Source organism: Pseudarthrobacter ribosi (genome assembly GCF_055412865.1).
The window spans coordinates 35,160-53,123 of record NZ_JBVAYZ010000018.1 but is presented as its reverse complement, the minus strand read 5'-3'; the positions used below and the strand labels follow the sequence as shown (position 1 = coordinate 53,123).

General features: G+C 67.8%; 18 protein-coding genes. 8 read left to right on the top strand and 10 right to left on the bottom strand.

The genetic code is table 11. The features are described from left to right. Positions 1-10: 10 nt before the first annotated feature. From ACZYZ5_RS15895 to ACZYZ5_RS15880, 4 genes are read left to right on the top strand one after another with little or no spacing between them, the layout of a single operon-like run. Positions 11-928, top strand: a complete 918-nt coding sequence (locus ACZYZ5_RS15895) for a dihydrodipicolinate synthase family protein (RefSeq protein WP_463902961.1) — start codon at positions 11-13, stop codon at positions 926-928. A gap of 44 nt (positions 929-972) precedes the next feature. Next, positions 973-1,911: an ROK family protein gene (locus ACZYZ5_RS15890; RefSeq protein WP_463902959.1), complete on the top strand. Its 939-nt coding sequence runs from the start codon at positions 973-975 to the stop codon at positions 1,909-1,911. A 45-nt stretch (positions 1,912-1,956) separates the two neighbouring features. Then, on the top strand, positions 1,957-2,643 hold the full coding sequence (locus ACZYZ5_RS15885) for an N-acetylmannosamine-6-phosphate 2-epimerase (protein WP_463902957.1): 687 nt from the start codon (positions 1,957-1,959) through the stop codon (positions 2,641-2,643). An 11-nt stretch (positions 2,644-2,654) separates the two neighbouring features. Further along, the gene (locus ACZYZ5_RS15880; protein ID WP_463902956.1) at positions 2,655-3,896 is read left to right on the top strand and encodes an N-acetylglucosamine-6-phosphate deacetylase; all 1,242 of its coding nucleotides are present in this window, start codon (positions 2,655-2,657) and stop codon (positions 3,894-3,896) included. 39 nt (positions 3,897-3,935) lie between these two features. Here the strand turns inward: ACZYZ5_RS15880 and ACZYZ5_RS15875 are convergent, their stop codons facing one another. Together ACZYZ5_RS15875 and ACZYZ5_RS15870 are read right to left on the bottom strand one after the other, a co-directional pair. Further along, entirely contained in the window at positions 3,936-4,718 is a 783-nt protein-coding gene (locus ACZYZ5_RS15875) for a glucosamine-6-phosphate deaminase (protein WP_463902954.1), read from the bottom strand. Between the two features lie 64 nt (positions 4,719-4,782). Continuing rightward, positions 4,783-5,514, bottom strand: a complete 732-nt coding sequence (locus ACZYZ5_RS15870; protein WP_463902952.1) for a FadR/GntR family transcriptional regulator — start codon at positions 5,512-5,514, stop codon at positions 4,783-4,785. 187 nt (positions 5,515-5,701) lie between these two features. Between ACZYZ5_RS15870 and ACZYZ5_RS15865 the strand changes: the two genes are divergently transcribed. Then, positions 5,702-6,724, top strand: a complete 1,023-nt coding sequence (locus ACZYZ5_RS15865) for an acetylxylan esterase (RefSeq protein WP_463902951.1) — start codon at positions 5,702-5,704, stop codon at positions 6,722-6,724. A gap of 320 nt (positions 6,725-7,044) precedes the next feature. Here ACZYZ5_RS15865 and ACZYZ5_RS15860 read toward each other — a convergent pair whose 3' ends face one another. Next, positions 7,045-8,076: an Lrp/AsnC family transcriptional regulator gene (locus ACZYZ5_RS15860; protein WP_463902949.1), complete on the bottom strand. Its 1,032-nt coding sequence runs from the start codon at positions 8,074-8,076 to the stop codon at positions 7,045-7,047. A 137-nt stretch (positions 8,077-8,213) separates the two neighbouring features. On the opposite strand from ACZYZ5_RS15860, the gene ACZYZ5_RS15855 reads away from it, so the two are divergent. Continuing rightward, a complete protein-coding gene (locus ACZYZ5_RS15855) occupies positions 8,214-9,455 on the top strand; it encodes a M20 metallopeptidase family protein (protein ID WP_463902948.1) in 1,242 nt (413 codons plus the stop codon). Between the two features lie 21 nt (positions 9,456-9,476). Then, positions 9,477-10,763 carry an MFS transporter gene (locus tag ACZYZ5_RS15850; RefSeq protein WP_463902946.1) on the top strand — a complete coding sequence of 429 codons (1,287 nt, stop codon included), beginning with the start codon at positions 9,477-9,479 and terminating at the stop codon, positions 10,761-10,763. 107 nt (positions 10,764-10,870) lie between these two features. Here ACZYZ5_RS15850 and ACZYZ5_RS15845 read toward each other — a convergent pair whose 3' ends face one another. After that, the gene (locus ACZYZ5_RS15845) at positions 10,871-11,107 is read right to left on the bottom strand and encodes a hypothetical protein (RefSeq protein ID WP_463902944.1); all 237 of its coding nucleotides are present in this window, start codon (positions 11,105-11,107) and stop codon (positions 10,871-10,873) included. A 26-nt stretch (positions 11,108-11,133) separates the two neighbouring features. Next, positions 11,134-11,919 (bottom strand): GNAT family N-acetyltransferase, encoded by a 786-nt coding sequence (locus tag ACZYZ5_RS15840; RefSeq protein WP_463902942.1) that lies wholly within the window; start codon positions 11,917-11,919, stop codon positions 11,134-11,136. 133 nt (positions 11,920-12,052) lie between these two features. Between ACZYZ5_RS15840 and ACZYZ5_RS15835 the strand changes: the two genes are divergently transcribed. Beyond that, the gene (locus tag ACZYZ5_RS15835) at positions 12,053-12,538 is read left to right on the top strand and encodes a tetratricopeptide repeat protein (protein ID WP_463902941.1); all 486 of its coding nucleotides are present in this window, start codon (positions 12,053-12,055) and stop codon (positions 12,536-12,538) included. Positions 12,539-12,609: 71 nt separating this feature from the next. Here ACZYZ5_RS15835 and ACZYZ5_RS15830 read toward each other — a convergent pair whose 3' ends face one another. From ACZYZ5_RS15830 to ACZYZ5_RS15810, 5 genes are all read right to left on the bottom strand, one after another. After that, positions 12,610-13,005: a hypothetical protein gene (locus tag ACZYZ5_RS15830; protein ID WP_463902940.1), complete on the bottom strand. Its 396-nt coding sequence runs from the start codon at positions 13,003-13,005 to the stop codon at positions 12,610-12,612. Positions 13,006-13,023: 18 nt separating this feature from the next. Continuing rightward, complete coding sequence (locus tag ACZYZ5_RS15825) at positions 13,024-14,502, bottom strand: PGAP1-like alpha/beta domain-containing protein (RefSeq protein WP_463902938.1); 1,479 nt, start codon at positions 14,500-14,502, stop codon at positions 13,024-13,026. Continuing rightward, positions 14,499-15,407, bottom strand: a complete 909-nt coding sequence (locus ACZYZ5_RS15820; RefSeq protein WP_463902936.1) for a hypothetical protein — start codon at positions 15,405-15,407, stop codon at positions 14,499-14,501. Before ACZYZ5_RS15820 ends, ACZYZ5_RS15825 begins: the two co-directional genes overlap by 4 nt. A gap of 147 nt (positions 15,408-15,554) precedes the next feature. Continuing rightward, positions 15,555-16,238, bottom strand: a complete 684-nt coding sequence (locus tag ACZYZ5_RS15815) for a TetR/AcrR family transcriptional regulator (protein WP_463902935.1) — start codon at positions 16,236-16,238, stop codon at positions 15,555-15,557. An 85-nt stretch (positions 16,239-16,323) separates the two neighbouring features. Beyond that, the gene (locus tag ACZYZ5_RS15810; RefSeq protein ID WP_463902934.1) at positions 16,324-17,958 is read right to left on the bottom strand and encodes an AMP-binding protein; all 1,635 of its coding nucleotides are present in this window, start codon (positions 17,956-17,958) and stop codon (positions 16,324-16,326) included. Positions 17,959-17,964 lie beyond the last annotated feature (6 nt).

The following is a 17,964-nucleotide window of genomic DNA, read 5'->3' as shown; positions in this document are numbered from 1 at the left end:
GGAGCTACCTTTGTCTACCCAATTCCAGGGCGTCATCCCCCCGGTCGTCACCCCCCGCCACGCCGACGGCAGCATCGACACCGGCTCGCTGCAGAACCTCACCCGGCACCTCCTCGACGGCGGCGTGTCCGGCCTCTTCGTCCTCGGATCCTCCGGCGAGGTTCCCTACCTGACGAACGCCGAGCGCGAGCTCGTCGTCAGCACCATCGCCGCCACCAACTCCGGCAGCGTTCCGCTGATCGTCGGAGCCAACGAACAGACCACGAACCGCGTCATCGAGGAGGCCCGCAAGGTCATCGACCTCGGCGCCGACGCGATTGTGGTGACCTCGATGTACTACGCGATCGGCAACGCGGAGGAGACGGAAACCCACTTCCGCGCCATCCACGACGCCGTCAGCACACCGATTTTCGCCTACGACGTCCCCGTCCGGACTCACTTCAAGCTGCCCACCGACCTGCTGGTCCGGCTCGGCCGGGACGGCGTGATCGCCGGCGTCAAGGACTCCTCCGGCGACGACGTCGGTTTCCGCCAGCTCCTGCTGGCCGCCCGGGACATCCCCAACTTCGACATCTTCACCGGTCACGAGGTCGTCGTCGACGGCGCCCTCCTCGGCGGAGCGCAGGGTGTCGTCCCGGGTCTGGGCAACGTGGACCCCCGCGGCTACCGGAACCTCATGGACGCCGCAGCAGCCGGCGACTGGGCCAGGGCTGCCGCCGAACAGGACCGCATCGCCGACCTGTTCGAGATCGTCTACACCCCCAACGGCCGGGTCTCCGGCGGCGCGGCGGGCCTGGGTGCCTTCAAGACGGCGCTGCAGCTCATGGGCATCATCGAGTCCAACACCATGAGCTCGCCGATGCCCGCGCTGAACGAGGACGAGACCACCGCGATCAAGGTCATCCTCGAACGCAACGGCCTGATCTAGGCTCTGTCCAGCACGCCCGCAACGACCCAGGACTGAGGAGAAACATGGCGCACGCTGTCGGCGTGGACCTTGGCGGCACCAAGACGGCGGCCGGGGTGGTCTCGGAGGACGGCGCACTGCTGTTCTCGGAGACGATTCCGACGCTGAACCGTTCCGGCAGCGAGGCTGTCGTGGACGCCACCGCGGCGCTCGTTTCCCGGATGCTGCTCCGCGCCCAGGCCGACGGCCTCTCCGTCGTCGGGGTGGGGGTGGGCTCCGCCGGGGTGGTCGATGCCGGGCGCGGTGTGGTGGTTTCCGCGACGGACGCCATCCAGGGTTGGGCCGGGACGGCGCTGGCCGAGGGCCTGGCCCGGCGGCTGGGGCTTCCCCCCGGCGCGGTCCGCGCCGTGAATGACGTCCACGCCCATGCGCTCGGCGAAGCCTGGCGCGGGGCGGCGGCCGGGACGGCGAGCTCGCTGCTGATCGCCTTCGGAACCGGCGTGGGCGGAAGCCTGGTGCTGGCCGGCCGGCCAGTCCTTGGCCACCGCTTCGTGGGCGGTCACGTCGGACACTTCGCGTCCCCGTACGCGTACGCGGGCGCCGAGGCGCTGCCGTGTACCTGCGGCGGCTCCGGCCATGTGGAAGCCGTGGCCTCCGGACCGGCCATCCACGCGGCTTTCCTGCGGCTGGGCGGGTCCGCCGCCGTCCCGGATACCCGCGCGGTATTTGCACTGGCGCACGACGGCCACCCTGCGGCCCGCACGGCCGTCAGCACGGCGGCCGCTGCCGCCGGCCAGGCCGTCGGCGGCCTCGTCAACGTGCTGGACCCCGAGATCGTGGTGGTCTCCGGCGGCCTGGCCGACGCCGGTGAGCTGTGGTGGAAGCCCATGAAAGCCGCCCTGCGCCGGGAGCTCCTGGACCCGCTGGTGCGTGTGCCTGTCCTCCGCGCCACGCTGGAAAATTCCGCAGCCATCGTCGGCGCCGCAAGGCTAGTCTTCAACTGACCCCCGTCCGCCTCCACCGGGCCGCACAACAGAAACCAGGCAGACATGATCCTTACCCCCGCGGGCCTTGAGTCCCTCCGCTCCCAGCTCATCGTTTCCTGCCAGGCATACCCCGGTGAACCGATGCGGGACCCCCGCACCACCGCGCAACTCGCGGCCTCGGCGGTCATCGGCGGTGCCGCGGCCGTCCGGGTCCAGGGGCTGGCCGATATCCAGCACGCCCGCGCCGCCGTCGAGGTCCCGGTTATCGGGCTCTGGAAGGACGGCCATGACGGCGTCTTCATCACCCCGACGCTGCGGCATGCCATGGCCGTGGCCAATGCCGGAGCGCACGTCGTAGCCATCGACGGCACCCGCCGCCCGCGACCGGACGGGTTGAGCCTGGCCGCGACCGTCGCCGGGGTCCGGGCCGGCTCCCAGGCGCTCGTCATGGCGGATTGCGGCTCATTCGACGACGCTGCGGCCGCGGTCGAGGCCGGGGCGGACCTGATCGGCACCACCCTCGCCGGCTACACCGGTGAACGCGCCAAAACCCACGGACCTGACCTGGAGCTGCTGGAGCAGATCGCCGCGGCCGGCCTCGGGAGGCCACTCATCGCCGAAGGCAGGATCCACACGCCGGGCCAGGCCCGCCAGGCGCTCGACGCCGGCGCGTTCGCCGTCGTCGTCGGCACCGCCATCACCCACCCGGCCACCATTACCGGCTGGTTCACCGCCGCGCTTCACTCCTGAGGACTGACTCCATGACGGAATCCCGCCACACCGCGACCGCCCCCGGCTACGTCCTGCGGGGAACCCTCCTCAGCGACGGCGCCTGTGCCGCGGACTCCGTGGTGGCGGTGGCTGGTGGCCGGATTGCCTACGCGGGACCCGGCAGCGGCTTCGATGCCGCGCAGTTTCCCGATGCGCAAGAGATCCCGCTGCCGCACGGCAGCTCACTTCTGCCCGGGCTCGTGGACCTGCATTGCCATGGCGCCGCCGGCGGCGGATTCCCGACCGGCGACGATGACGCGTGCCGGCAGGCCGTGGACTTCCTGCACCGCAACGGGACCACCACACTGCTGGCCAGCCTCGTCACAGCCTCCGGCGGTGAACTGCTCCGGTCGCTCGGCGTACTCAAGGCGCTGGCCGCCGACGGGCTCATCGCGGGCATCCATTCCGAAGGGCCGTTCCTCTCGCACGCCCGCTGCGGCGCGCAGAACCCGCACTGGCTCCGCGACCCCGATCCGGACATGCTCCGGCACATGCTGGAGGCCGCGGACGGGACCCTGCGGACGATGACCTACGCCCCCGAGCTTCCGGGCGCCGGCGAGCTGGTCCGGATGCTCACCGAGGCCGGCGTCACCCCCTCGCTGGGCCATACCGACGCCGATGCCCGGACGACAGCTGCCTCCCTGGCGAACGCCGCGGACCTGATTGGCAGCGCCACGGGACGTTTCGGACGGCACGCCCGGCCAACCGTGACCCACTTGTTTAATGGAATGCCGCCGCTGCACCACCGGAGCCCCGGGCCGGTCGCGGCCTGCCTGCGGCTGGCGTCCGCCGGGTCCGTCGTGGTCGAACTCATCGGCGACGGGGTCCACCTGGACGCGGAGACAGTCCGGATGGTCTTTGATCTGGCCGGAGCCGGGAACATCGCTCTGGTGACGGACTCGATGGCGGCAACCGGGCTGCCCGACGGGGACTACGTGCTGGGCCCCTCCGACGTTGTGGTGCTCGGCGGGGTGGCCACGCTGCGGAGCAACGGCGCCCTCGCCGGAGGAACGGCGACCCTGCTGGCGGTTGTCCGCACGACCATCGCGGCGGGGGTACGCCCTGCCGATGCCGTGATGGCGGCATCCCTCGTCCCCGCAGGCGTCCTGGGCCTGGAATCCGAAATCGGCAGCCTCCGCGCCGGAATGCGCGCCGACATCATCGCCGTCGACCAGCACTTCGAACTGGCCGCTGTTCTGCGCGGCGGGCAGCTCCTGGGCCTCCCCGCCTGATCCGCCGCCGGTTGCCGCCCGTCTCGGGCGGCGACCGGTTCAGGCGACGGCTGCTGCCGCACGCACCTTGACCGGTTCCGTTCCGCCGCCGGATGCTGCCGGGACGTCCGCGAGCCGCGCCGCCGCTGCCTCATCGGCGACCACTGTCACGTGCGGGTGCAGCTGCAGCACTGAGGCCGGGCACTCGGGGGAAACGGGACCGGTCAGCGCCTCGCAGAGGATGTCGGCCTTGTCCTCCCCATGAACCACGAGCAGCAACTGCCGGGCTTCCATAATCGTTCCGAGGCCCTGAGTAATGCAGCGCAGGGGGACATCACCGGGGCTGTCGAAGTACCGGGAATTGGCCCGGCGTGTTCGCTCCGTCAGGGCTTCCACCCGGGTGCGCGAGTCCAGGGCGGAGCCCGGTTCGTTGAAGGCCAGATGCCCGTTGTGTCCGATCCCCAGGATTTGCACGTCAATCCCGCCGGCCCGTGCGATGGCGCGGTCGTAGTCCTGCGCCGCCTCCTGAGGATTCGCCGCACCGCCGTCGGGGACGAAGACACGGGCGGGGTCCAGGTGCAGCCGTTCCGTCACTTCGCGGCGCACCACTTCGGCGTAGCTCTGCGGATGGCCCGCTGGCAGCCCGACATACTCATCCAGCGCGAAACCGCGCACACCGGACATGTCCAGACGGTGGCCCGCCAGGGCCTCGTACACGGGCAGGGGTGAGCCTCCCGTGGCAACGCCGAGGACGGCGTCGGGGCGGCTGCGGATGACGGCGGCCAGGATGCCGGCAGCAACGGCGCCGGTTCCCCCGGCGTTGGGCACAACAAAAATTTCCATCACGGGAAGCGCTTTCTTCGGTGGTTCTCCATTTGGGCGTGGGCGGTTTGGCCCCGGCGGACAGCTACCGGGCCGCGACGTCCTTGAGTTTCAGTCGGATGCCATCAAAGTGGCGTTGCAGTCGCTCGGAGGCCAGGGTCTTGTCCTTGTCGGCTACGGCCTGGTAGATCTCCCAGTGGACGCGGGCCTGCTCTGCCAGGTCGACAGGGCCTGAGCCCAGGGCCTGATGGATCTGCCGATAGACCTTCCAGAAGACGTCCATGAGATTGATGAGCAGCTCGTTGTTCAGGGGGGCGTAGAGCTTGCGGTGGAATTCCGCGTCCAGTTCGGCCAGGGGTTGCCCCGCTTCCGCAGCCGCTTCCATCAGTTCCATGGTGCCGCGGAGGTCGCCGAGCTGCCCGTCGGTCATGAGGTCGATCGCGGACCCGATGAGGCCGGATTCCAGCGCTTGACGCACGTCAATCAGCTCCATGGCCTCTTCGCCCCGGTGCCGAAGCGACAGCCGGCCGCGGAAGGCCAGCCCGTCGGTCAGCGCGCTGAAGTTGTTCGGTGCGACGAACATGCCGAACCCATGCCGGATCTCGATCACCCCTAGCGCCTGAAGTACTTTCAGGGATTCCCTGACAGTGTTGCGCCCGACACCCAGCACCGCCGACAGCTCACTTTCGGTGGGCAATGCGTCCCCGACGTCCAGTCCCTGTTCTAGGATGAGGTCCATAATGCGCGTCTGCAGCGCATGGGACCTGATTTGAGCGCTGAAGCGGGCCGGAGACACTACCTGGGATTCGATGCTCATGTCACTCCTTCTGGCCGTGGCTGTGATCGACCACTCTTGTAAATCAGCCTACAGGAGATGGGACGTCCAATGTCTCATTTTACTACTACCAGAATTTTTTTTGCCATTCACGGAACTACAGGGTGAAATGGCCCAAGATGGGACGTAGGATCACCTGCGAACCGCCTGCCCAAACCCTGGAGACCTTATGCCCCTCTTCGACCTCCCGCTGGATCAGCTGCGCAGCTATTCATCATCCGCCGTCGAGCCCGGGGACTTCACCGAGTTCTGGGACCGGACCATTGCCGAGGCCCGGGAATTCCCGCTCGGCGCCATCTACACGCCGGTGGAGAACCACCTCAGTGTCATTGACAGCTTCGACGTCTCATTCGCAGGCTTCGGAGGGGCCCGGATCAAGGGCTGGCTCCACCTGCCGTCAAACCGGGACCCCGGACGCGCATTGCCCGTGGTGGTGCAGTACATCGGCTATTCAGGCGGGCGCGGCCTGGTCCAGCAGGACACGAAGTGGGCGCAGGCAGGCTACGCGCAGTTCATCATGGACACGCGCGGCCAGGGCTACGGCGGCATCCTCGGCGAGACCCCGGACCCGCACGTTTCGGCCGGAGACGTGGCCTACGCGGGGCTGATGACGCGCGGCATTTCCGCCAAGGAGGACTACTACTACCGCCGCGTCTTCGTCGACGCGTTCAGGGCCGTCGAGGCTGCCCAGAGTCATCCCGAGGTGGATGCCACGAAGGTGTTGCTGGCGGGCCTGAGCCAGGGCGGCGGCCTGGCGATCGCCGCCGCCGGGCTGGCGGCCGGGCGGCTGAACGGCATTGTGTGCACAATGGCAGATGTGCCGTTCCTGCAGGACTTCCCCCGCGCCATCGACATCGCCCCGCGCGGCCCATACCCGGAAATTGCCAGCTTCCTGGGCCGCCACCGGGACCGCTATGAGCCCGCGCTTGCGGTCCTGAACTACTTCGACGGCGTGCACTTGGGCCGGCGTGCCACGGCGCCTGCCCTGTTCTCGGTGGCGCAAATGGACGATATCTGCCCGCCGTCCACGGTCTTCGCCGCCTACAACGCCTACGGCACAGGAGCGGCGGGCTCCGCGCAGGCTTCCCCTCCCAAGTCGATCGAGGTCTACCGGTTCAATAACCACGAGGGCGGGCAGGAACACCACTGGGTCAGCCAGCTCCACTACGTGGCTGCTTTGCTTGCCGGCTAGACGCGGACAGAAGTGGCTGTCTTCAGCTGCGCGTCTCCGCCGTTCCCTCGCGGGCGCCCCCGTGGCACACTGGGACGACTATCGAGTGTCTGGGGGGATTCCAGGTCAGGAGATTGTCACGGGCATTCGGATGCACCCCCACACTGCGGGCTTTCGGTCGGTGAGCAACCCATGATGATCGGCTGGGCCTACCTCATGGCCGCCATCATGACCATTGACGCGTTCCTGCTGGGATTGCTGCTGTTGAACGTGAAGTGGCCCAAGCAATAAGAAAAACCAGGCCGCAAGACGGACTCGCAGAGCGGCCTGCTTCTCCGGGCTCACGCAGTCGGTGCCAGCTCAGCTGCGGGGACCACGGCGCCGGTCGCCGTCGAATCCGGGTTCAGCATCCAGCCGACCCGTTTGGCGGCGTTGAGCACCACCACACTTTCCACGAGCTGGATTCCGGGGATCCGCAGCTGCAGGGCCTTCTCGGCGTTCATGACGTCCGCTAGGGACTGCAGCCACATCAGGATCACGAAGTTGGTGCGGCCGGTGGTGGAGGCACTGAGCCGGATGTTGCGGAAGCTGCGCAGCTCCGCCGCGGCGGCCTCATGCTGGCCCGGCGGGACGTTGGCGAACCACTGGCAGGCCACCGGATATCCCGAGTATTTCTGCGCGATTTCGCAGCGGAACGAGAGGACCTGGCTGGCCAGCACCCGGTTCAGCTGCCGCTGGACCGTGGCCGGACTGCGGCCCAGGGCGCGGGCGATGTCCGCCGCCGCCGCCCGGCCGTCCCTGGCCAGGAACGGGATCAGATCCAGGTGGCTCCGCGGCAGCGGCGCACCCTGGTTCCCGGCCGAGGCCAGACCGGCGGCCTCGGGCCCCGCCAGCGCCTGGAGCGCCGCCTTCTGCGACTTGTCCAGGACGTTCAGCCGCCACGCGTACCCGCCGGAGTGCAGCCGCGTGCACAGCGACGTCTGGTACTTGGTGAGGCCCGGGATCTTCCTGAACTGCGGCATCACGTGGCCGCTGAAGTGGGCCAGGGTGGGTGTGATGACCGTCAGCATGAGGTCACGGTTGCTGGCCGCCTCCTCCACCGTGACCACCTCGGGGATGGCCGCCAGCGCGGCCGTGACGTCGGCGCGCAGCTTCATTTCGCAGTCCACGTCCACCAGCGCCAGGCACATCTGCTTCGGGTCGCCGATCAGATGGGCCGTGCTCCAGGCGGTGCCGGAGGCCTTGAGCCGGTCCCAGCGGGCAGCCAGGGTGGTGGCGTGGGCGCCCAGAATGCCGGCGGCATCCGCCCAGCTGATCCGCGGCGCGATCTGCAGTGCGTTGATCAGCTGAAGGTCTTCCTCACTAATGTCCACGTGACCCCCTCCAGCGATGCACGATTCCTGTTCTAACCATCATACTTTTGCATTTTTCCAGCCACTCCCCGGCATGTGACTCCAGTCACTCCACAATGGGTGCTAGTACTTACCAATCGTTCGGGAAGAGGGAACATATGTCGGTCACCGCCGATGCCAGGGAACTGCACAACCAGATCACCCGGTTGCGCCACGAGTTGCACCAGGAGCCGGAGATCGGCCTGGCACTCCCCCGCACCCAGGAGAAAGTTCTCAAAGCCCTCGACGGCCTGCCGTACGAAATCACCCTCGGCGACACCACGACGTCGGTCACCGCGGTCCTGCGCGGCGGTGCGCCGCACGCTTCGGCCGACAAACCTGTTGTCCTGCTGCGCGCGGACATGGACGGCCTCCCCGTCCAGGAGCGCACCGGCGTCGACTTCTCCTCCAGGGTCGACGGTGCGATGCACGCCTGCGGACACGATCTCCACACCTCGATGCTGGCCGGGGCGGCCACCCTGCTGGCCGAACGCCGCGAGCAGCTGGCCGGCGACGTGGTCCTGATGTTCCAGCCGGGCGAGGAGGGCTACGACGGCGCCGGGCACATGATCCGCGAAGGGGTGCTGGACGCCGCGGGCCGGCGCGCGGACGCCGCCTACGGCATGCACGTCTTTTCCTCGCTGGAGCCGTACGGCCAGTTCGCCACGAAGCCGGGCGTGATGTTGAGCGCCTCGGACGGGCTGTTCATTACCGTTCTGGGCGCCGGCGGCCACGGCTCCGCCCCGCACGCGGCCAAGGACCCCGTCACCGCGGCCGCCGAGATGGTGACCGCGCTGCAGGTCATGATCACCCGACAGTTCAACATGTTCGACCCGGTCGTCCTGACAGTCGGCGTCCTGCACGCGGGCACCACCCGCAACGTCATCCCCGAATCGGCGCGCATCGAGGCGACCGTCCGGACGTTCTCCCACGCCTCCCGCGAACGGATGATGACCGCGGTTCCCATGCTCGTGAAGGGCATCGCCCACGCTCACGGGCTGGAAGTGGATGTTGAATACCGCGGGGAATACCCGCTGAGCATCACGGACGAAGACGAGACCCTCACCGCGGAGAAAACCATCCGGAACCTGTTCGGGGAGTCCCGGCTGACCCGCTGGGCCACCCCCCTCAGCGGCTCCGAGGACTTCTCCCGGGTGATGGCCGAGGTGCCGGGCACCTTCATCGGGCTCAGCGCCGTCGCCCCGGAAGCGGACCACACCGAAACCGCTTTCAACCACTCCCCGTACGCCACGTTCGACGACGGCGTCCTCGCCGACGGCGCGGCGCTCTACGCCGAGCTCGCCATCGCCCGGATCGCGGCCCTGGCGTCCGCCGTCCACCCCACATCCCCCGCTTCCTAGCCCTACTTCCCCGGAGACATCATGACCACCATCACCAATCCCAGGCTCTCCAGCCCGGCGGCCACGCGGAAGACCCTCCTCGGGACGGGCATCGGGAACGCCGTTGAATGGTACGACTGGGCGATCTACGCCACGTTCACGCCATTCATCGCCAGCCAGCTGTTCAGCAAGGCCGATCCCGCCTCGGCGGTGCTGGCGACGCTGGCGATCTTCGCCGTCGGCTTCGTGGCACGTCCGGTCGGAGGCTTCCTCTTCGGCTGGATCGGCGACCGCATCGGCCGTAAGACATCCATGACGTTCGCCGTCGGCCTGGCGTCGCTGGGCAGCCTCATGATCGGCGTCGCGCCGTCCTTCGCGAGCATCGGCGTCTGGGCTTCGGTGATGCTCCTGGTGGCCCGGCTGATCCAGGGCCTGGCCCACGGCGGTGAGCTGCCATCGTCGCAGACATACCTCTCCGAAGTGGCCCCGAAAGAGAAGCGCGGCCTGTGGGCCACCTTGATCTACACCTCGGGCACCGTGGGAATCCTGGCCGGCACGCTGCTGGGCGCCGTTCTCAACATGGCCCTGAGCACCGAGGCAATGAATGACTGGGGCTGGCGCATCCCGTTCCTGGTCGGTGCCGTCATGGGCCTCTACGCGCTGATCATGCGCTCCAAGCTGCACGAGTCCGAGGCCTTCGAAGGCGAGACGGGCTCCGAGAAGCGCGCCCCGATCTGGCCGCAGATCGTGCGGTACCGCAAGCAGGCCCTGCAGGTCATCGGGCTGACCGTGGGCCTCACGGTGATCTACTACATCTGGGGGGTCGTGGCCCCGAGCTACGCCGCCACCACGCTGAAGATCGATCGCGGTGAAACCCTCTGGGCCAGTGTGGTCGCCAACATCGTGTTCATCGCCGCCCTGCCGTTCTGGGGCAAGCTGTCCGACAAGATCGGCCGCAAAAAGGTGCTCTGGGCCGGTGCGGCCGGAAGCGCCGTCATGCACTTCCCGATGACCTGGCTGCTGAAAGATTCGGCCTGGCAGCTGGCCGTGGCCATGTCCGTGATGCTGATCTTCATTGCCGCCAGCGCCGCGATCGTCCCGGCCGTCTACGCGGAACTGTTCCCCACGAGCATCCGGACCATCGGCGTCGGCGTCCCGTATTCCATCTGCGTGGCCGTGTTCGGCGGGACCGCCCCGTACCTGCAGACCTGGCTCGGGACCATCGGCCTGGCCAACGTGTTCAACGTGTACGCCGTGGCCCTGCTGCTGGTCAGCGCGCTGTTCGTCTTCACCATCCCAGAAACGAAGGGCAAGGACCTGACGCACTAGGCAGCTCAAAGGACTCGTCAGGATTGGCCGGGCAGGCCTCCATCAAGTGCCCCCACCTTTGCCAGCTGGGGGCACTTCTTGGTTGACGTGGAGAATCCCTGCAGACGTCAGCGACCGCCGGGTATTTCGCCGTTTCCTACGGCCTCAATCCAGTCGATGGCCTCGTCCGAGAAATAGAAGCCGGAGGGCCCGTACTCACCCACCCACCAGGCACCGGAAGCGGCCGATCCGCCAGCATCCTCAATCTCACGAAGTACCTCCGCCGGCACGACGTCGCCGTTATTTTCAATCAGCCAATCCCGCGTCGAGAGCTTCAGCTTCGGCCACCATTGCTCGATACTCATAGCGGCAGTCTGTCACGGCTTGAAGCCTAGCGACACCAGCAATACGGCGTCGTCGTTGACACCCGAAGCAACCCGTAGCGTTCCAGGATCGGTCGTGAATATTCCGTTGAATCGCTGTGGATGAGGCTCTTGCCCAGCGCCAACGCGGCCCGGGCACGGGCGGAGGTCAAGGCACGGTAAATCCCCCGGCCGCGCCATTCTTCGAGCGTCGCCCCGCCCCAGATGCCGGCGAATTCCGTGTCCGGAACCGGTTCCAGACGGCCCGCGCTGACGATCAGCCCCTGATGCTCGGCCACCCACAGTTCCATCCCGTCGTCGAGTGCCACGCGCCGCAGGATCGCCTCAGCGTTGCCGTCGGAGGCGGGACTGCCAAAAACCTTGTCCTGCATGGCGCTCATCGCGCGGATGTCCGGTTCCTCGGTCACTCTCCGCAGTCCGACGCCGGGCGGAAGATTCACGTCCACAGCCAAGGCGCTGGCCGGACCGATCATGACCGATTCCGTCGCTTCAGGCACAAATCCGTTCTCCAGCAGCGCCTCATGGAGTCCGGGCGCCTGATCGTGGCCGCGGGTCTTCCACTCGACCCGCACGACTGCCGGATCCGCACGGTAGAACGCCAGCGCTTCCGCCACCCAGTCCCCGATTGTCTCCGCACCGGCACCACCGAGGTCCTGATAGGTCACGAAACCGCGGCCGCCGGCAAAGGTGACAAGTCGCAAGGGGCCCAGACGCTCGACGGCGACCGCACTGGGAGTCTCCGCATCCGTCCGGAGCTGCCGGTCGTACGCCATAAGAAGTTTCGAAGTAGCCATCGTGCACCACGGTACAGCGTCACGCTACGCAGGCCGGGCGTCCGGCGACAGGGCCTGTTGGACACCCCCAAGCGACCCCGCCGATGCGGCGGTGGATCGCCTGTGAGCACCTGGGCGCGCGTAGGATCGGCCAATGACAATTGACGAGTGGGAGCGCCGCATGGCCGCTTTCTGGACGGCCTTCGCGGCATCACCGACCGACGGCGACGAAATCGTCGACGAACTGGACGAACTCGCTGCCGCATCACCCGCAACCGACGGACGCGCAGATTTCGAACGCGCCTGCATCCGCGATTCAACCGGACTGACTCTGGACGCCGTCTCCTTTTACGAGTCCGGGCTCGCTGCCGGGCTCGACGCCACCCGGCAGACACGAACATATGTCCAGATGGCCAGCTCGCAGCGTGCCCTGGGGCACACGGCAGAAGCCTTAAAGATCCTCGCCCACGCCGACCCGCATGCTTTGGGCGGGGCACCGAGCGCCGTCCGGGCCCTGGCGCTACGAGACGCCGGTCGTCATGATGAGGCCCTCCGCGTCGCGCTTGAGGCACTCATTCCCCATTTGCCCCGGTATCAGCGCTCGATGGCGAACTACGCGAGACTCCTGACGGAGAACTAGGCGGTCAGCCGCGTCCTTCGCGCACGAGCGCCGCCTCCTGTTGCGACGGTCCGGTGTCGCGGCCGAACCGGTTACTTGCCGAGGAACGTCCGGTAACTGGTCAAAGACCCGGCCCCGGAATACCCCAGATCGGTGGGCGAAACAGCCGCGGCTTCATCCGAGGAGATCACCTGGATCGCCAGATTCACTTCCGGGTCGCCGGCGGCGGCGTCCACAATCGCCGGAAAAGCATCCCGCAGGAGGCCCATCATCGCTTCCCGGTCCGAGGTGTCGGCGTGCAGAAAGACATCCCCGCTCCGGCCCATGCCACCGGAGGACTTGTAGCTGGCGTCCACGCTGGCGACGTGAGCCAACTGTTCGACCGCCGCTTTGTACTTAGCGGCGTAATCCGTGTCCGAGGCTCCCGGTTTTGCCCCGCAACCCGCCAGGACCATGGCCAGCAGACCCACGGCCAGTACGGTGAACATTTTTCGCATGTTACGACTCTATTCTGCTCGGCCGATGCCGGACGTTGTTGACCTGAGCTCGCCGGGCTCAGAGGTTATGAACGCTTGAGTCGACGGATCATTCCGGTAGGCCGCGAGGGCACCCGAGGATTCGTTGGCCTCGACGGACGCGACGTAGGCGTTGTAGTCGTGATTGCCCATAACGTCGCCCATTCCGGTGCCGGCCGGGCTGGGGAGCGTGACTACCGTGGCGCCGTTGCTGCTTTCCCAGCCAACCAGGACGGGGCCCCCGGGCTTTGAGTTGCCGAGGTCCAGGCGGGGCACGACGTCGAACGGGTGCTGCAGGGCGAGGGTGTTCACGTCGCTGGGGATGCGGGTGGAGTCGATCGGGGAACCGTAGGTTATGACGTTGGTGACGTCGAAGCGGCCCCGGAACTCTGGATCGGCCGCAAGGTTGGCGGCAGTCATCCCGCCCTGCGAGTGTCCCACCAGCATCACCGGCGCGTCGGTTGGAATCCCGGCCTGGAGCATCGCCATCTCCACGGCCTGCGAAGCCGTCGACATGTTGCCGGCCGCGGAGGACAGGTTCCCGACGGTATCCATCGGGTTGGACCCTGAGCGAACGTTCCATTCCGAGGTGCCCGGGATGGTCACGATGTACGCCGGCCCGCTGCCCTTGTCCACGACGGTAATCCGAACTGCCGCGTCCGGAGTCCCGGCCTTGCCGCCGTCGTCGTAGGCCGCCGTGACTCCTCCCATGATCTGCGCGAGGCTGCTGGGCACGGGGGTGCTGCGGTGGCCGTTCTGCGCCGGGTCTGAGCCGACGCCCACGGTGTGCGGGTCACCAGCCACCGGCGAGCCGTCATCGAGGATGTGCGGGTGCAGGAGCCCGGCGGTGGACAGGACAGCGTTCGCATTCAGCCCGGCGGCCAGCAGCCCGGTTCCGCCTGCAAGCAGTTCGGTGACCGAAGGAGGCTCCCCGGTGCTGAGAAAATCCCAGCCCAGGCCGCCCATGTCGCCCAGACTGCCAACCACGTCGCCGCCCGCGTCACCGAGGTTGGACACGGACTCCGAAACCCGGCCGCCCAGCCAGCTCAGGCCGTCGCCGACCTTGCCGCCCACCGTGTCGATGACCTCACCGGTTCCGTCCCACAGGTCGCCGGCAGCGTCGGCGGCACCCGCCAGGAAGCTGTCCAGCAGCGCCGCCGCCGCGTTGCCGCCGGGCTGACTTCCGGCGGGCTGGCCGGCAGCCGTGCGTCCGGAACTGGTGTCCTGCTGCTGGCGGACATTTTCCCGCACGGCCTCGGATGCATCCCGCAACGCCTGCGAGGCGGCCAGCAGCATCCTGCTGTGGGACTTCCAATCGCCGCGGAACTGCTCGCCGTCGGGCCCCCGCCAGAGACCGGCCGTGATGATCGGCGTCAGTTGCCCGCTCAGCTGCGCGAATCGCTGGCTCGCACGGGTGAGTTCCTTGGCGAGATGCTCACCTTGCTCAAGGTCCATTCCGTACAGGCTCATGACGCCGGCTCCGCGCCGGTGCGACGGGCCAGTAAATCGTGGGCGCCGAGCACGTGCCAAACAAGCTGGCGGGCGATGTCGCCGCCCGGGGATTCCACCATTACCAGGCGGCGCGCCGTGGCAGGTCCGCCGGTGCGGACGGAATACAAACTGTCGGACAACGCCCAGACGCCGGCCGCGCGGTACGGCAAGTCGGTGCCGGCGGCCCGGGACTGCACCTCAAGGTAGACGGTGGTTTTCGCCGCGGCCACGGCGGCTGCGACGCCGGGGGGAACTCCGGCGGCCCCTCCGCCGGCAAGGGCGGCGACGTCGGCAGCCGAGAGCGTCGTCTTCGCGCCGTCCCGGCCGGGGACCGGACCGGAATCCTCAGGGCCGGCGTCCGGGCCCCCTCCCCCGGCGGTCAGCTCGGAGAACGGAGGCATCGACCTGGCCAGCACCGGCCACAGGACCGCCTCCGAGAGCAGCGTGACCGTGACGGCGTCGGCGACGTTGACCGCGGCAACCCTTCCGTCTGGGGAAGCGGCGACCGGGCGCGTAAATTCGACGGCGATGCCGCGGCCTTCAAAGAGGTCCACCCGGCAATGCGTCGAGAGGCCCCCCGAGCGTGACACCAGGCTCACCCGGATCGGCGCGGCTGCAGCCTGCCCCAACGCCCGCAGCCACTGGGGCTGGATGTTTCCGGCGGCATCCGTGATCCCGGCGGTGGTCAGCTCGCTGGCGATTCCGGCCCGGGTCGGTTCGTCCAGCCCTGCCAGGAGGGCAACCTCCGGCCCGGGACGGTAGCCCGAGAGGTCCACGCCGGCTTCGCCCCGCAACGTTTCCGTGGCGCCGTGCACGGCCAAGGCCCAGGCGAGGCTGGTCATCCGGTAGGTGGTTGTCGCAGGGATCACTGCGGAATCTGGCATGTCTGAGACCTTCGGTTCGGAACTGGTCGGAGGCTCAACCAATGAGAGGCACGCTACAGCACGGCCCAGTATGGGGCCATGGGGACAACTTCCCAGGGTGGGGCGTCTGGGCGGTCCCCGGCCACAGGCCGGAGTAGGACGTGGCGGCTAGGCGGAGCGCCCGTCGAGCGTGTCCCGGATGCGGCGCGCCACCTCGGCGGTAGGTGTGGAGCGGGGGAAAACAGCCACCACGAGGTCGTCCCCGGCGGGGGCAACGGACGGGTCATCCGGTGACAGGACGCCGAAGATGCGGCGTACGGCCAGCAACTCGTGTTCCAGGTCCCGGAGGGATCCGCGGGGCGAATCCAGCATCATTTCGCGCAGCACATAGTTGTGCGTGGACGTGACGGCCGCCGCGAACCGGATCGCATCCAGTGCCGCCAGGCCCGGGAGGGCCTGGCGGAGGTAGCCGGAGAAAAGCCGCTCATAGCGGGATACCATGATCGTTTCCCGGTCCCGGAGCGCGGGCACCGCCTGCACCACGTGGTAGCGTTTTTGGGCTATTTCCCGGCGCTCAGAGAACTTGCCAAAGACGAGTGCCGCGGCCTGGCACACGGCTTCCCACGGATCGGAATGGCCCGCGGTCAGGTAGCTGCCCAGCTCATCGAGCAAGGCTTCGTGGTCTGCGAAGATCACGTCTTCCTTGGCGCGGAACTGGCGGAAGAAGGTGCTCCGGGAGATCCCGGCCGCCAGTGCAATATCGTCAACGCTGGTCGGGTCGTAGCCGTTGTCGGTGAACAGATCCAGGGCGGCCTCGGCCACCTCGGAACGGAAATTAGCCACTGATGCCATCCCGGTACAGTAACAGCGCGTCGTTCATCTCCACGAAGCCACGGTCAGCGGGCGTCCGGCCTGCGCGGGCCAGGGGCCTGCCCGCTCATTTTGCCGCTTCCTGGCTGAGCGCCTCGGCGCTGACGCCCAGGGCGCGCAGCTGGGACTTCAGGACCTTGCCGGTGGAGTTGTGCGGGAGTTGGTCGGGGAAGAGGATTCGGTCCGGCACCTTGAATCCGGAGAGCAGGCCCTGGACGTGCGCACGGATTTCCTCGGCGGTGACCGGACTGGAACTGCTGCGGATGACAAAGGCAACCGGACGTTCGCCCCATTTCTCGTGCGGGACGCCGATCACGGCCACGTTCAACACCGCAGGGTGGCTGCTGATGGCCTGCTCGACCTCAATGGTGGAGATGTTCTCGCCGCCGGAGATGATGATGTCCTTGGCCCGGTCCTTGAGCTGGATGTAGCCGTCCGGATGCATCACGCCGAGGTCTCCGGTGTGGAACCAGCCGCCCGCGAAGGCCTCGGCAGTGGCCTCGGGGTCCTTGAAATATCCGAGCATCACGTTGTTGCCCCGCAGCACGATTTCCCCCAGCGTGGTGCCGTCCGCCGGGACGTCGAGCATGTCCAGGTCCACGATGCGGGCCGTCTCGGCCTGCAGCATCCCCACGCCCTGCCGTGAAATCTTCACGGCCCTGTCCTGAGGGGACAGATCATCCCACTCGGACTGGTACTCGCAGATCGTGTAGGGGCCGTACACCTCGGTCAGCCCGTAGACGTGCACCACGGTGATCCCGAGTGAGTCCAGGGACGTGATGATCGCGGGCGAGGGCGGAGCTCCCGCCGTCGTGATCAGCAGCGGCGCCGTCAGCTCGTGCGCCTGTGGCGCGCCGGCAATGATGCCGCACACCGTGGGTGCGCCGCAGAGGTTGGTGACGCCGAGGGTGTCGATGGCGTCCCAGACTGCATCCGCGCGCACGGCACGCAGGCAGATATGGACACCCGCCACGGCGGTCACCGCCCACGTTGTGCACCAGCCGTTGCAGTGGAACATCGGAAGTGTCCACAGATAGCGGGTGTCGCCGGTGAACCGGTTGTGGATGGTTTCCCCGAGTGAGTTCAGGTAAGCCCCGCGATGTGAATAGAGCACGCCCTTGGGCTTGCCCGTTGTCCCTGAGGTGTAGTTCAGCGTGATGGGGGCGCGTTCGTCCTGGACCCCCCACGGCAGATCTGCGACCCGGCCTTCCGGTCCCGCGAGGAAGTCCGCATAGCTGGTGGTGTTGATGCCCGCCGGGACCACAGGATCGGGGATGGTGCTGTCGGGCACTTCGATCACGCCGGCCAGCTGTGTCAGACCAAGGTCCAGCCCCGCCACGGTGCTGAGCAGCTCCGAATCGGCAAACAGCAGCCTGGCTTCGGAGTGTCCCAGGATGTACTGGAGTTCCCGTGCGGTCATCCGCGTGTTCAGGGCCACCAGGACGCCCCCGGCGAGGGGAACGGCGTAGTGGGCAATCAGCAGTTCAGGCACATTGGGACACAGGAATGCCACGCGGTCCCCTGGCTGGATCCTGCTCCTGATCGCCTTGGCCAGTTGTTGGGCTTCGGCGGCGAAGTCCGAGTAGTTGTAGGAGCGGTCGCCGTGGATGATCGCTGTCTTCTGTCCGAAGACCTCGGCGGAGCGCTGGAGGAACCGCAGGGGGCTCAGCGGTGTTTCGTTGGGACGCTCGGTTGTGGTCATGGCGGG

Coding starts and splice junctions, on each gene's coding strand:
- ACZYZ5_RS15890 (WP_463902959.1), top strand. CDS start 973: ATGGCGCACGCTGTCGGCGTGGACCTTGGCGGCACCAAGACGGCGGCC.
- ACZYZ5_RS15885 (WP_463902957.1), top strand. CDS start 1,957: ATGATCCTTACCCCCGCGGGCCTTGAGTCCCTCCGCTCCCAGCTCATC.
- ACZYZ5_RS15880 (WP_463902956.1), top strand. CDS start 2,655: ATGACGGAATCCCGCCACACCGCGACCGCCCCCGGCTACGTCCTGCGG.
- ACZYZ5_RS15875 (WP_463902954.1), bottom strand. CDS start 4,718: ATGGAAATTTTTGTTGTGCCCAACGCCGGGGGAACCGGCGCCGTTGCT.
- ACZYZ5_RS15870 (WP_463902952.1), bottom strand. CDS start 5,514: ATGAGCATCGAATCCCAGGTAGTGTCTCCGGCCCGCTTCAGCGCTCAA.
- ACZYZ5_RS15865 (WP_463902951.1), top strand. CDS start 5,702: ATGCCCCTCTTCGACCTCCCGCTGGATCAGCTGCGCAGCTATTCATCA.
- ACZYZ5_RS15855 (WP_463902948.1), top strand. CDS start 8,214: ATGTCGGTCACCGCCGATGCCAGGGAACTGCACAACCAGATCACCCGG.
- ACZYZ5_RS15850 (WP_463902946.1), top strand. CDS start 9,477: ATGACCACCATCACCAATCCCAGGCTCTCCAGCCCGGCGGCCACGCGG.
- ACZYZ5_RS15845 (WP_463902944.1), bottom strand. CDS start 11,107: ATGAGTATCGAGCAATGGTGGCCGAAGCTGAAGCTCTCGACGCGGGAT.
- ACZYZ5_RS15840 (WP_463902942.1), bottom strand. CDS start 11,919: ATGGCTACTTCGAAACTTCTTATGGCGTACGACCGGCAGCTCCGGACG.
- ACZYZ5_RS15835 (WP_463902941.1), top strand. CDS start 12,053: ATGACAATTGACGAGTGGGAGCGCCGCATGGCCGCTTTCTGGACGGCC.
- ACZYZ5_RS15830 (WP_463902940.1), bottom strand. CDS start 13,005: ATGTTCACCGTACTGGCCGTGGGTCTGCTGGCCATGGTCCTGGCGGGT.
- ACZYZ5_RS15825 (WP_463902938.1), bottom strand. CDS start 14,502: ATGAGCCTGTACGGAATGGACCTTGAGCAAGGTGAGCATCTCGCCAAG.
- ACZYZ5_RS15820 (WP_463902936.1), bottom strand. CDS start 15,407: ATGCCAGATTCCGCAGTGATCCCTGCGACAACCACCTACCGGATGACC.
- ACZYZ5_RS15815 (WP_463902935.1), bottom strand. CDS start 16,238: ATGGCATCAGTGGCTAATTTCCGTTCCGAGGTGGCCGAGGCCGCCCTG.
- ACZYZ5_RS15810 (WP_463902934.1), bottom strand. CDS start 17,958: ATGACCACAACCGAGCGTCCCAACGAAACACCGCTGAGCCCCCTGCGG.